Source organism: Streptomyces sp. NBC_00388 (genome assembly GCF_036061255.1).
In the GTDB taxonomy this organism is placed as follows: Bacteria; Actinomycetota; Actinomycetes; order Streptomycetales; family Streptomycetaceae; genus Streptomyces.
The window spans coordinates 4,729,421-4,742,425 of the sequence record NZ_CP107948.1 but is presented as its reverse complement, the minus strand read 5'-3'; the positions used below and the strand labels follow the sequence as shown (position 1 = coordinate 4,742,425).

The following is a 13,005-nucleotide window of genomic DNA, read 5'->3' as shown; positions in this document are numbered from 1 at the left end:
CGCGGCGCTTCCGGAGCACCGGCGCGGCCGGCGGTCTCGCTGGGGTCGCCACCCTGCCCGTGCGGACGGGATGGCGCTCTCCACCGACGGCGGCGGCCTCGGCGCCTGCACGAACATCGCCGCACGAGCGTCAGGGAGTCGCGCAGCCCCCTGTCATCGATGCGTCGCCATGTCCGTTGCTTCGGCCGTGTCCGCCGCGCCCCCCATCGGCAACGGCCTCTTCTCTATCGCCGCAGATATGACGTCCGGGAAGAGATCCGGCGTACAGGCGAAGGCGGGCGTCCCCAGCGCGGCCAGGGCGGCTGCGTGGTCGTGGTCGTACGCGGGCGCCCCCTCGTCGGACAGCGCGAGCAGCGTGACGAACTGGGTGCCCGACGCCTTCATCGCGGCGACGCGCTTCAGCATCTCGTCCCGTATCCCGCCCTCGTAGAGGTCGCTGATCAGCACGACGACCGTGTCGGCGGGGCGGCTGATCTGTGACTGGCAGTACGCCAGCGCCCGGTTGATGTCGGTACCACCGCCGAGTTGTGTGCCGAACAGGACATCGACCGGATCGTCGAGCTGGTCCGTGAGATCGACAACTGCCGTGTCGAAGACGACGAGCCGGGTGGAGAGAGAACGCATCGACGCGAGCACCGCGCCGAACACGGACGCGTAGACCACCGATGCGGCCATCGACCCCGACTGGTCGATGCAGAGTATGACGTCCTTCTTCACCGACTGGGCGGCGTGACCGTATCCGACGAGCCGCTCCGGTACGACCGTGCCGTACTCCGGCAGGTAGTTCTTCAGGTTGGCCCGGATGGTCCGGTCCCAGTCGATGTCCCGGTGACGCGGCCTGTTGATCCTCGCCGCCCGGTCCAGCGCTCCGGTGACGGTCGCCCGCGTCCTCGTGGCGAGCTGCTTCTCCAGCTCGTCGACCACCTTGCGGACCACCGCGCGGGCCGTCTCCCTGGTCGTCTCTGGCATCGCCTTGTTGAGCGAGAGCAGCGCCCCGACCAGGTGCACGTCCGCCTCGACCGCTTCCAGCAACTCCGGCTCCAGCAACAGCGCCGACAGACCGATCCGGTCGATGGCATCGCGCTGCATCACCTGGACGACGGAGGTGGGGAAGTACGTACGGATGTCGCCCAGCCAGCGAGCCACGGACGGCGCGGACGCACCCAGCCCGGCCGAGCGCTCACCGCCGCGCCCTCCACTCTTCCTTGCGCTTCCGTACAGCGCACCGAGTACGCCGTCGATCGCGGCGTCCCTGCCTTCCAGCGCGACGCCGCTGCTCTCTGCCGCGTCGCTCCCGAGGACGAGCCGCCAGCGTCGCAGCCGTTCATCCACCGCGTTCATCCACCCACCCCCATCAGATCGTTGACGCCCGGGCCCCTGGGGGCCTCGCCCCCGGCGTCACGGCGCGCATGGCCGTGCCCACCACGTCCCCCGCTGTTCCCGTCCTCCGTATCCACTCGGCCGTCACCCGGCCCCGCTGTCCCGAGCAGCAGCCGCAACACCGGCAGAACACCGTCAGCACGCTCCGCGTCGAGACCGGCCCCGAACCCGGGCGGGGACTCCCCTCCCCGGCCGGGGAGCCCGCCGGGGGCGCCTGTGCCATCCGCCCCACCTGCCATACCGGTCCTGGCGCCCCCTCCGGTGCCGGGTCCGCGCCTGACGAGCTCGCCGAGCGTGCGGCGCGCCCCCGGCTCGTATGCCGAGAACGTGCGGCGCAGCAACGGCAGTACGCCGGTGAACGCCTCCGCCGGCACACCCGTCAGCCAGGCATCGACCAGCCCGAGCAACCGCTCGTCGTGCACCAGGAGCGTCCCCGCCGCGGGGGCGCCGCCGACGAACCCCTCGATCCAGGCAGCCGCGTCGGCAGGCAGCGCTCCGGGAGACAGGGCGAGGCCCATGAGCCGTGCGGCCTCGTCCTCGGCGAGCCGGCCGTCGTCGAGCAGCAGCCGGGCGGCCCGCCCGCGTATCTGGCCGGCTACGGAGTCCCGTCCGGACAGCTTGCGCAGCACGTCGCTCCATCGCTCACGGAGCCCCGCTGCGTCCGGCAGCAGCCCGACCGCGGTGTGGACCCCATCGACATGGCTCCGCATCTCGTGAGCGCCGTCGGCGTCCAGCCCCGAACAGGCCGGCGGCAGGCCGATGCAGACCCGCTCGGCCAGGCCCACTGCCACCGCTCCCAGCGCTGCCGTGCCGGTGGACCGCACGTCTCCGTAACGCAGCGAGCGGGCCAGCGCCGGAAGGGCTCCGGCGAGGTGGCCGACGTCCGTGTCGAGGGCGGCGCGGTCGGCGAGGACGCGCATCACTACCGGGAGCGCATCCGGCAGTTCAGCCAGCAGGCACTGCTCAGCGAGGGCGGTGACATCGGCGAGCGCGGTCGCGGAGGCGGCCTGGGACTCGGCTCTGGCGGTGGCGGCGGTGAGTACGGTCGTCCCCCACATCCCTGCCTCGGCGACCCTCAGGGACAAGTCCGGCTCCCAGCGCAGCCGCCATCCCTCCCGGAACGTGCCTGTACTCGCACGGCCCGGGCCCGGTTCGCCCCAGGCGATTCCGAGCAGACGCAATCGGTGCAGCAGACTCGACCGGGCGGAATCGTTCTCCTTGCGCAGGTCGAGGTCCAGGTCCCGCTCCACGGCCTCCGGTTTGAGCCGAAGCGTGCGCTGGGCACGGGTCAGATCGCGTTGGAGCGGCACAGCGGGCGCGGCGTCCGGGACCCCGCCGAGCACATCGCCGATGACGAGCCGGTCCTGGACGAGCATGAGCGGCACTTCGGAGCCTTCGCACATCACCGCCCGCACGGCATCGGTCGTCTCCGTCAGTCCGGGCAGTGGGCGTCCGCGCAGGGCGGCGAGGGTCGACGCGAGCCGCACCGCTTCGATGACATGGGCGGAGGAGACCATCCGGTCCTCGTCCCTCAGCAGCCGCGCGACCTTGGTCATCCACCGCTCGACGGGGCGGTCGTCCGCGCTGAACAGGTGCCCGTACCAACCGGGCGACTCGATACCGGCCCCGTAACCGCTGTGCCGGGCAAGCCTCCGGTAGGTCCAGGGCACCCAGGTCATCTCGGCCTTCACCTTGGGCAACCCCTTGAGCAGGGCGCGATCGGCCGCGACGGTGGTCCTCTCGGAGAGCGCGGGAACATGCCAGGCGCCGCAGACGACCGCCACCTGGCCGGCCGTCTCCTTCCGTGCCGTGCGAAGGTGCATGCGCATGCAGGCCTCTCGGACCCGGTCCCGGGGGAAACCGGCATCCCCGTATGTCTCGCGCAGGGCTCCCATGGCCTCGGCGAGCGCGGCGAACGGGGCGAGAGGGTCCCGTCCGAGGGGGTCCCGCCCCTGGCCGGATCCGCAGGCTCCGCGGTGTTCGACAACGTCCTCCCACCACCGCTCGGCGTCGTCGTACCCGGCGGTTTCGGCCAGGACACCGATGGGGTCGACCCGAACCGCAGCAGCCGCACCGCTTCGACCGGTTCCCCTGCTGTCCGAGTCGCCGCCACCTTCGGACTCGGCGTCCGCCGTCTTCCCCTCCCCCTGCTCCTTCCCCTGCTCCTTCCCCTGCTCCTGCTCCTGCTCCTGCCCGGCTGCATGCGATTCCTCGTCCCTCATCGCAAGTGAGTGCGCCGCGGGAAGATCGATGAACCGGACCGGAACTCCGCGACGCTGTGCCCAGCGGATCGCCACCCACTCCGGAGAGAACTCCGCCAACGGCCAGAACGCAGCACGCCCCGGATCGCCCACCACGTGGGCGAGCAGCGCGACCGGCGGCCTCATCTCCGCGTCCTGGGCGAGCGGCAGCAGAGCGTCACCCTCGGGCGGACCCTCGATCAGCACAACGGCGGGCTCTGCCTCGTCCAGCGCGGCCAGCACCGCTCGGGCCGAGCCAGGTCCGTGGTGCCGCACGCCGAGCAGCAGAGGCTCAGCCGGCGCGGACCGCGCCGGCGACACGGCCGACCGGGCCCGCGCCGAAGGGAGGTCCTGCGGGGAGGCGGCGGGCTGCTGCACCGAAGGGGTTCCGGCTACGGAATCAAGAGCGAGGCCGGTCATACCGAAACCTCCCGGCAGGCGCGGTAGAAGTCCTTCCAGCCCTCCCGCTCCCGTACCACCGTCTCCAGATACTCCTGCCAGACCGCCCGGTCGGCCGCCGGATCACGGACGACCGCACTCAGCAGGCCGGCAGCGACATCGGCCGACCGGAGCACCCCGTCGCCGAAGTGCGCCGCGAGAGCCAGCCCATGGGTGACGACGGAGATCGCCTCGGCCGTGGAGAGCGTGCCCGAAGGGGACTTCACCTTGGTCCGCCCGTCTGTGGTGACTCCGCCGCGCAGCTCACGGAAGACGGTCACCACCCGGCGGATCTCGTCCATTCCCTCGGGTGCGGTGGGAAGATCGAGCGAGAGACCGAGCTGATCCACACGCCGGGAGACGATCTCGACCTCCGCATCGGCGGTGGAAGGGAGCGGAAGGACGACGGTGTTGAAACGCCGCCGCAACGCGCTGGACAGCTCATTGACCCCGCGGTCACGGTCGTTGGCAGTGGCGATCAGATTGAACCCACGGACCGCCTGAGTCTCCTGGCCCAACTCCGGGATGGGCAGCGTCTTCTCGGACAGGATCGTGATCAGAGTGTCCTGCACATCGGCGGGGATCCGGGTGAGCTCCTCGACGCGCGCAGTCATCCCGTCCGCCATCGCCCGCATGACGGGGCTGGGAACCAGCGCATCGCGGCTCGGCCCGTGCGCCAGCAACTGCGCGTAGTTCCAGCCGTATCTGATGGCCTCCTCAGGTGTCCCCGCCGTGCCCTGGACAAGCAGGGTGGAGTCACCGCTCACTGCCGCCGCGAGGTGCTCGGACACCCAGGTCTTGGCCGTGCCGGGCACGCCGAGGAGCAACAGCGCGCGGTCGGTCGCGAGCGTGGTGACGGCCACTTCGACGATGCGCCGCGGGCCCACGTATTTGGGCGTGATCACCGTGCCGTCGGACAGCGTGCCGCCTTGGAGATAGGTAGCCACGGCCCACGGGGAGAGCTTCCAGCGCTCAGGACGCGGACGGTCGTCCGCGGCGGCGAGTGCGTGCAGTTCGTGTGCGAATGCATCCTCGGCGTGCGGCCGCAGAACCTCTGCACCGGAGTTTTCGGACGTGGTCATGGATCCCCCTCCAGATCGTCGACCGGATGTGGTTCCCACCGTGCACCATGGCACTGACAATCGGACGTCCTCGCAGCTCAGGGCGGATTGTCAGTGGCAGCACCTACCTTCGGAGACATGAATCAGCAGGGGGTTCGACACGGGGTGCGCTGGTCTGCGGACCAAGTGCTGGCACTGGCTCCTGACGCCGCGTCACGCAAGGCCGGGAGCAGGCTGGGCGGTTCGTCAGGGTCGTGGTCGGAAGCAGGGTGGGCAGGTGGATCGGGCGCGGTGTGGGGGCTGTGCCGAGGGAGCGGTGCCAAGCCGTACAGGACGATCGTCGACACAGCGGGCGTGGCGTACAAGTGCAGTTGTCCGAGCCGGAAGTTCCCGTGCAAGCACGCGCTGGGTCTGTTGCTGCTCTGGGCCGCCGCGGACGGCTTGGTGGAGGACGCGGAGACCCCTCCGGCGTGGGCCCGCGAGTGGCTCGATGGGCGCAGAGCGGCCCGGACCGGGGCCCGTTCCGCGGGTGCGTCGAGTCCCGGGCCTGGGAAGCAGGCGGATCCGGAGGCGGCCAGGCGGCGGGCGCAGCGCCGGGCCGAGCGGGTCACCGCGGGCGCCACGGAGCTGGAGCAGCGTCTCGACGATCTCCTGCGGAGCGGCCTGGCGGGGGCCGAGCAGTCCGGGTACGCCCTGTGGGACGAGGCAGCAGCCCGCATGGTCGACGCCCAGGCTCCAGGACTGGCGTCCCGTGTCAGGGAGTTGGGGGCCGTTCCGGGATCCGGGCGGGGCTGGCCGGGGCGGCTGCTGGAGGAGTGCGCGATGCTGCATCTGCTGGATCGTGCCTGGCTCGGGCGTGACCAGCTGCCGGAAGCGCTGGCGACGACCGTACGCACCCGAGTCGGACTGCCCGTGACGGCCGAGGGGCCGCCCGTCCGGGATCAGTGGCTGGTGCTCTCCCAGCAGGACTCCACCGAAGGGAAACTCACCACCCGCCGCATCTGGCTGTACGGAGACCGGTCGGGGCGCACCGCCCAACTGGTGGACTTCGGTGCGGCGGGCCGGGCGCCGGCTCTGGCTCTTCCCGTGGGCAGGACGCTGGATGCGGAACTGGTCCCGTATCCCGGTGCCGGTCAGCTGAGGGCCGCACTGGGCGAGCTGTTCGGCCCTGCGGACCGGACGGCCGGCCCACCCGGGGGGATATCGACCGGAGCCGCTCTCCGCGCGTACGGGCTGGCCCTGCGCGAGGACCCCTGGCTGACATGCCGGCCGGCAACTCTGTCGTCGGTCATACCGGTACCCGATACCGGCGGAGGCAGCGGCTGGCAACTGACCGATGCCGGGGGAAGGGCTGCCCTGCCGGTCACCCCGAAGGCGTCGGCCAGGTCCGGGCTGTGGAGGCTAGTGGCGCTCTCGGGTGGCGGCCCGCTCACCGTATTCGGCGAGTGCGGCCATCGAGGATTCACACCCCTCACAGCCTGGACTCCGGGATCAGCCGAAGCCGTGCCGCTGACGTGACCCGGCCGCCCGGGCCCGCCCATCATCCGGCTCGTCCCGGCAAGGTGAGGCACGGCCCGGTCCGCTCGGTTCGCTCGGTTCGCTCGGTCCGGTCCGGTCCGGTCCGCTCGGTCCGCTCGGTCCCCTCGGTCCGGTCCGGTCCGGTCCGGTCCGGTCCGGTCCGGCTAGATCCCACCAGCGTGATCCGGCATGACCAGGACGGGCCTGAGCGCGCTGTTCCGGTGTCACCGGCCCGGCTGTCCGGCGCACTGCCGCCCTTCTGCGGCAGGCCACTTCGGGTCGGGTCCGGGCAATCCGCCGGCTGCCGGCCACATTCACATTCACACCCACGCCCACGCCCACGCCCACACCGACGTTCGCACTGATGCTGAAGCTCGCGGAGGGAACCGATGACCAGTACCGATACCAGCACCTGGGGCAGCATGGGCACCTGGGATGAACTCGTCACCTCGGCCCTGCTCGGAACCGACCGCAGACCGGCACCTCCGGGGGACGTTTCTCTCCTCGACGCCGCGGCGCTGCAGACCGTGCGGCGCAGGGCAGGACTGCGTCCCGCTCCCGCAGTCGCGCCGCCCTCTCCTGCTCCTGACGATCCCCGGCCCGAGCCACCCGGGCCGGCCGGACGAAGACTGGCTCAACTGCTGGCCGACCGTTCCGGTCCACCCGGCTCCGGCGGGCGGCGCGGCGCTGCACCCGATCTCACCGAGCTGCTGCCCCAGTGGCTCGCGGGCGCGCTTCGGCACGGCTACCGCGCTCCGGCATCCCAGTTGGACGCACTGCTCGACGCGGCGCGGGCCCGCACGGATCTGCGGCCGCAGGCGCTCGCTTTCGCCGGAGCGCGTGGACTGTGGCTCGCCCGGCTCAATCCGGACTGGAAGTTCGCGTTGCGCAGTACGTCAGGAGGAGTGGTTCTGCCGGCCCCCGAAGATACCGAGGCAGTCCAAAGGCTCTGGGAGGAAGGTCTGTTCGCCGAGCGGGTGGCTCTCCTCACCGCCGTGCGTGACCATGCACCGGCAGTCGGGATCGAGCTGCTCACCACTACTTGGTCCACGGAGCGCGCCGAGGACCGGCTGATGTTTCTCGACTCCTTGCGTACCAGGCTCGTGGACGGGGACGAGCCCTTCCTGGAAGGGGCCCTGGCCGACCGGAGCCGTAATGTCCGCTCCACTGCGGCGGAGTTGCTCTCGGCACTGCCAGGATCCGCGCTGGCCGGCCGGATGGCCGACCGCGCCATATCGTGCATCAGCCTGGACCTGTCCGAGGACGAGGCACGGATCTCGGTCGAGGCACCCCACGAGTGCGATGCGGCGATGCAGCGCGACGGAGTCTCCGCGGTCCCACCCGCCGGGCGGGGCGAGCGGTCCTGGTGGTTGGGTCAGCTGGTGGAGGCGGCTCCGCTCGGCATCTGGACCACCAGGCTCCGGGGCCTCACGCCCGACCGGATCGTCACTCTGCCCGTGGCGGACGGCTGGGGCGAGGAACTGCACGCCGCCTGGTGCCGGGCCGCGGTAAGGCAGCGGGACACCGCATGGTCTCGGGCTCTGCTCTCGGGTCGCGGCACGACATCCCTCGCCGAGCGAGCCAGGCTGCTGGCCGCACTGCCGGGCAGCGAAAGAGCGGACTGGGTAGCCGGGTTCACCGCTCGGCACGGCTTGTCCGAGGCATTTCAGTTGCTGTCCGTCTGTGACGTCCCCTGGGCCGGAACTCTGGGCAGGTCCGTGGTGGACGCGCTGGAGATCGCGCGGGATGCGGGCAGTTATCCATGGAGCTTCAGCGGGGTCATGGGGCTGGCGGAACGGTGCCTGGACCCAGCGGAAGCTCCACGCCTCGACGTTCTGACCGCGATACCGGACGAAGCGGAGGGGGCGTCGCCAGGGGCGGGGGGCTACTGGTCGGAGGCGTTCCAGCGGTTGGTGTCGACGTTGAGGCTGCGGGCCACGATGGCAGCGGAACTGGAAGAGCCAGAGTCAGAAGAGGAGGCAGGTTCGGTGACGGCTACGGAGCGCTGACGCCGCGGTGCCGGTCAACCACTCTGCGCACCCGCGCACCTGGACCCGCGCACCTGGACCCGCGCACCTGGAAGGAGGGAACCATGCATGGGACGCCGGGAGGTCCGCGGTCGCTCAGCAGGCATCCCGGGTGCCGACCCGCGGCCCGCATCGGCAGGTACGCCCGCACCCGGCAACCTCATGCGGGCTCGCGGGCCTGAGCACGCAACGCCGCAGCGCGCAACCGCACGCGTCCTCCTGGTCTCCCGGTCTCCCGGCTCTCACCCTCCCACCGCGCGGAGATCCGCCGGCGGTGCCGTACCGGGCCGACCACCGATGCACGGCACGACAAGGCACAGCAGGGCAGGGCAGGGAACGACGGGGCACGACAGGGCAGGCACGGCACAGCACGGAATCGGGCCTCCGACTGAGCCGCCGCCCGTCCAGGGGGCTTCGGGCCGACGGATACACCGGATCGACCGATACACCGGCTGGGATACACCGGACGGGATACACCGGACGGACGAGTACACCGGACCGACGGGTAAACCGGACGAACGCCTCCGGGCGCACGGAGTGAGCCGGGGCGGTCAGGCGCCCGCGGGCTGTCGTACGTTCGCGTTGACCCAGTCGACGATCGATGTGGTCGTCGCGCCCGGGGTGAAGATCTCGGCGACACCCAGCTGCTTCAGCGGCGCGATGTCCGCTTCGGGGATGATCCCGCCGCCGAAGACCTTGATGTCTTCCGCGTCGCGCTCCTTCAGCAGCTCCAGCACCTTGGCGAAGAGCGTGTTGTGGGCGCCGGACAGGATGGAGAGGCCGATCGCGTCGGCGTCCTCCTGGATGGCTGTGCCCACGATCTGTTCGGGCGTCTGGTGGAGGCCGGTGTAGATGACCTCCATACCGGCGTCCCGCAGCGCGCGTGCGATGACCTTCGCCCCGCGATCGTGCCCATCGAGGCCCGGCTTGGCGACCACTACGCGGATCGGACCGACCACACCCATCACTGCCTCCATGCACGATGCGAACGAACGTGAACGAACGTTATCCGCAGCATCCCGCAACCAGCCGTTTCACGGCAGCCAGGGAGGGGGAAATCACACATGGGACACAGTCACTATGCGTCGCACCTCGCGCTCGGCCGGAGGTCCGGGCCGGCGGCCGGGATCGGGCCGGCGAGGGTGCCGCGCGACGGGAGCCGCAGGCGAGAGCGCCGCAACACCCGTACCATCGACTTCACGGTGGATGGTACGGAAGCTGACATGTCGGCCATGCCAGCCGAGGACGCTTCCGTGGCACCCATGAGTGCGTACGGGGACAAGGTCGCCCCCTTGCGCGGTTCGGGAGGTCGCCCCATGAAGGTGCTGCCGGAATTCCTCTCACCCCAATGGCTGGTGCACCAGCTCCAGCTCTCCTCCGTACCACTGCGCGCCACGGCCCTCGATCTCGCGATTCTCGCCGGGCATATGCTCCTGTATCCCTCCGGGATCGCCGATGAGCGCCGGGCCGATGTGCCGCTGAGCGCCCAGCCTGGTGCCCCCACAGGCCCGAGGAGCGTTGACGGGCTCACCAGCCCGCCGTCCGGCACCACCCTCCGCAATCCGCAGGGCAACCCTCTCGGCAACCCGAGCAGCCGTGCCCTCGGGAAGCCGCGCGCCGGAGAGTCCTCCGACCAGGATCCCTCCGCCGAAGGCGCGTCCACGCTTGGGCACCTTCCCCCCTCCGACCAGGGGCATCGACCCGTCGTACTCCTGCACGGCTTCGTGGACAACCGCTCCGTCTTCGTCCTGCTGCGCCGCTCTCTTCTGCGACACGGGTGGCAGCACCCCGAGTCGCTCAACTACTCGCTGCTGACCTGCGACATCCGGGCGGCGGCCGAGTTGCTGGGGGACCACATCGAAGAGATCTGCGCCCGTACCGGTCACCGGGACGTCGACATCGTCGGGCACAGTCTCGGCGGCCTGATCGCCCGGTATTACGTACAGCGGCTGAAGGGTGACAAGAGGGTCCACACCCTCGTCACGCTCGGCACGCCGCACGAAGGGACTCAGATCGCGCAGCTGATGAGCGCCCATCCACTCGTACGGCAGATGCTTCCGCGCTCCGATGTGATCGAGGAGTTGCGCGAGCCCGCACCCGGCTGCCGCACGCGCTTCGTGAGTTTCTGGAGCGAACTCGACCGTCTGATGATCCCGGTCGAGGCCGGCTGCATCGAGCACCCCGATCTGATCACGACGAACGTCAAGGTCACCGGCATCGGACACCTCGCGCTGCCGGTTCACCCGGCTGTCGTCGCCGCGATCCGGCAGGCGCTCGAATCGTCCGGTGGATCAGCAACCGGCACCCGGGAAAGCGTCATCTCAGTCGCCTGACCAGCGTGCGGAGAGCGTGCGAAAGAACGAGTGAAAGAAAAGGAGGAACTAACGGTCAAAAGACACCGCAACGTCGAACGCTTCCCGAACGCCCGGCCAAGGCTGTGCACATAGCTCGTCGAAAGTCGGCCGAATGCCCGTTTCTCGCGCGTCCGATACCTGCCGAAGATTGTCGCCGCCGCGTACTGCCGGGTACAGTCGCGCCACTGCTTCCACCGGGGGTGCCCCCGACGCAGGGCCCTGCCGCCGAGGCGAGAGAGACGTTGGTGAACGACCAGCAACCCCACGCCGGGTACGTCGGATACGACGAGTACTCAGGCGGCAGCCCCACCGGTACCTTTGCCGTCGACCCGCTCTTCGGAGATATGTCGGACGGATTCACGCACGGGTCTCACGACACCGACGGAGCAGGACACAGCGGAGAGTACGACGCCTCGCCGTGGGCCACTGGTACCCATTCGGCCCCCGGATATGACACGGCGTACCAGTCGACCGGCCAGTGGGCCGTCCAGCCCCAGCCCCAGCCCCAGAGTTACGGCTATCCGGGGCAGGACGCCGGTCACGGCGCCACCGGTCCGAACACATCCGGCGAGAACGCATCCGGTTACGACACGACCGGGCAATGGGACACCAACGCCTGGAACTCCACTCGTCAGTTCGCGCACGCCGACGCCACACAGCAGTGGCCCGCGCAGCCCGGTGGCGGCAGTCCGTACGACACCGGTACGTACAGCACTGACACGTACAGCACCGGAGCGTTCGACACTGGGACGTTCGAGACCGGAGCGTTCGACACCGGGGCGTTCGGCTCACGTGCCTACGAGACCGGCGCCCACGATGCCACCGCCTGGAACTCACCCGCCGAGGAAGCTCCGCACTCGACGCAGCAGTTCGCCGCCGTCGAACTCGCGGAGGCCGGCGGACCGGGAACCGAGGACAGCACACCGGAACACGCCACAGCAGGACCTGGCGGCACAGGATCCAGTGACACAGGAGCCGGGGGGACGGAAGCCCCGTCGGCGGAATCCGCCGCAGCGCACCACACCGCCGGGTTCAGCACGCCCGAACTCCCGGAGTGGCCGGTCCATACGGCCGTCGCCCCTGTGGACGGGCCCCCTCCCACCTCGCGTCGTTCCCCGAGTGGCCGGGGCGGCCGCCGCCGTACGCCGGCCAAGCGTTCCGCACTGATGACCATCGCTGTCCCCTCCGTCTGTGTGATGGGCGCGGCCGGGGTTGCCGCCGCGACCGTCGGAGGGATCGGGGGAAGCAGCAAGGACAGCGGTACGACGACTCAGGCCGCAGCCGACCCTTCGTCCGTCAAGCCGGTTGCCGCCAACAGCAAGCTGGACAGCCAGCTCGCCGACCTCAGTCATGAGGCCGACGACTTCGCCGACCGCGCCAGCCGTACGCAGGAACGCATTGATCTGAAGCAGCGGCAGGCCACGGCGAAGAAGAAGGCCGACGAGGAGGCCGCGCGCAAGGAGGCGGCCCGGCCGAAGTTCGTCCTGCCGGTGACGCAGAAGGGGCTCAGTGCCTACTTCGGCCAGGCCGGCGTCAACTGGATGTCCGTGCACACCGGTATCGACTTCCCCGTCTCCTACGGAACGCCCGTCATGGCCGCCACCGACGGCACCGTCCGCACGCAGTGGAACAGTGCCTACGGCAACATGGCGATGGTGACCTCGCCCGACGGCACCGAGACCTGGTACTGCCATCTCAGCAGCACCAAGATCCGTTCCGGTTCCGTCAAAGCGGGCGATGTCATCGCGTACTCCGGTAACTCCGGGAACTCGACCGGGCCGCACATGCACTTCGAGGTACGGCCCAACAGCGGCGCGGCGATCGACCCGCTGCCGTGGCTGCGCAGCCACGGCCTCGACCCGACCTGAGAATCCGAGCCGGGAACCCGAGCCGAGAACCCGCTCCGAGGGCTGCCCCGTAATCCCCGGGCGGGCGCACGACTCGAACGGGGTCGGCTCTGTCCCGGGTCGGCCCTGGCCCGGGTCAA

At 70.4% G+C, this 13,005-nt stretch carries 8 protein-coding genes; 4 read left to right on the top strand and 4 right to left on the bottom strand.

What is annotated here, in order from left to right; genetic code table 11:
- Nucleotides 1-153: 153 nt before the first annotated feature.
- The 3 genes from OG917_RS21305 to OG917_RS21295 are packed head-to-tail and all read right to left on the bottom strand — an operon-like array spanning nucleotide 154 to nucleotide 5,140.
- Nucleotides 154-1,341 carry a VWA domain-containing protein gene (locus tag OG917_RS21305; protein ID WP_328319189.1) on the bottom strand — a complete coding sequence of 396 codons (1,188 nt, stop codon included), beginning with the start codon at nucleotides 1,339-1,341 and terminating at the stop codon, nucleotides 154-156.
- Nucleotides 1,338-4,040, bottom strand: coding sequence for a DUF5682 family protein (locus tag OG917_RS21300; RefSeq protein ID WP_443059000.1), 2,703 nt, complete (start codon nucleotides 4,038-4,040; stop codon nucleotides 1,338-1,340). Before OG917_RS21300 ends, OG917_RS21305 begins: the two co-directional genes overlap by 4 nt.
- Nucleotides 4,037-5,140, bottom strand: a complete 1,104-nt coding sequence (locus OG917_RS21295) for an ATP-binding protein (protein ID WP_328319188.1) — start codon at nucleotides 5,138-5,140, stop codon at nucleotides 4,037-4,039. The genes OG917_RS21300 and OG917_RS21295 overlap by 4 nt, the downstream gene beginning before the upstream one ends.
- A 117-nt stretch (nucleotides 5,141-5,257) precedes the next feature.
- On the opposite strand from OG917_RS21295, the gene OG917_RS21290 reads away from it, so the two are divergent.
- Together OG917_RS21290 and OG917_RS21285 are read left to right on the top strand one after the other, a co-directional pair.
- Nucleotides 5,258-6,637, top strand: coding sequence for an SWIM zinc finger family protein (locus OG917_RS21290; protein WP_328319187.1), 1,380 nt, complete (start codon nucleotides 5,258-5,260; stop codon nucleotides 6,635-6,637).
- A 389-nt stretch (nucleotides 6,638-7,026) separates the two neighbouring features.
- Nucleotides 7,027-8,646 carry a DUF5691 domain-containing protein gene (locus tag OG917_RS21285; protein ID WP_328319186.1) on the top strand — a complete coding sequence of 540 codons (1,620 nt, stop codon included), beginning with the start codon at nucleotides 7,027-7,029 and terminating at the stop codon, nucleotides 8,644-8,646.
- Between the two features lie 569 nt (nucleotides 8,647-9,215).
- Here OG917_RS21285 and OG917_RS21280 read toward each other — a convergent pair.
- Nucleotides 9,216-9,629 (bottom strand): cobalamin B12-binding domain-containing protein, encoded by a 414-nt coding sequence (locus tag OG917_RS21280; protein WP_328319185.1) that lies wholly within the window; start codon nucleotides 9,627-9,629, stop codon nucleotides 9,216-9,218.
- 351 nt (nucleotides 9,630-9,980) lie between these two features.
- Here OG917_RS21280 and OG917_RS21275 point away from each other — a divergent pair, with 351 nt between their 5' ends.
- Nucleotides 9,981-10,997, top strand: a complete 1,017-nt coding sequence (locus OG917_RS21275) for an esterase/lipase family protein (RefSeq protein WP_328322063.1) — start codon at nucleotides 9,981-9,983, stop codon at nucleotides 10,995-10,997.
- A gap of 266 nt (nucleotides 10,998-11,263) precedes the next feature.
- Nucleotides 11,264-12,886 (top strand): M23 family metallopeptidase, encoded by a 1,623-nt coding sequence (locus tag OG917_RS21270; RefSeq protein ID WP_328319184.1) that lies wholly within the window; start codon nucleotides 11,264-11,266, stop codon nucleotides 12,884-12,886.
- Nucleotides 12,887-13,005 lie beyond the last annotated feature (119 nt).

Coding starts and splice junctions, on each gene's coding strand:
- OG917_RS21300 (WP_443059000.1), bottom strand. CDS start 4,040: ATGACCGGCCTCGCTCTTGATTCCGTAGCCGGAACCCCTTCGGTGCAG.
- OG917_RS21305 (WP_328319189.1), bottom strand. CDS start 1,341: ATGAACGCGGTGGATGAACGGCTGCGACGCTGGCGGCTCGTCCTCGGG.
- OG917_RS21295 (WP_328319188.1), bottom strand. CDS start 5,140: ATGACCACGTCCGAAAACTCCGGTGCAGAGGTTCTGCGGCCGCACGCC.
- OG917_RS21290 (WP_328319187.1), top strand. CDS start 5,258: ATGAATCAGCAGGGGGTTCGACACGGGGTGCGCTGGTCTGCGGACCAA.
- OG917_RS21285 (WP_328319186.1), top strand. CDS start 7,027: ATGACCAGTACCGATACCAGCACCTGGGGCAGCATGGGCACCTGGGAT.
- OG917_RS21280 (WP_328319185.1), bottom strand. CDS start 9,629: ATGGGTGTGGTCGGTCCGATCCGCGTAGTGGTCGCCAAGCCGGGCCTC.
- OG917_RS21275 (WP_328322063.1), top strand. CDS start 9,981: ATGAAGGTGCTGCCGGAATTCCTCTCACCCCAATGGCTGGTGCACCAG.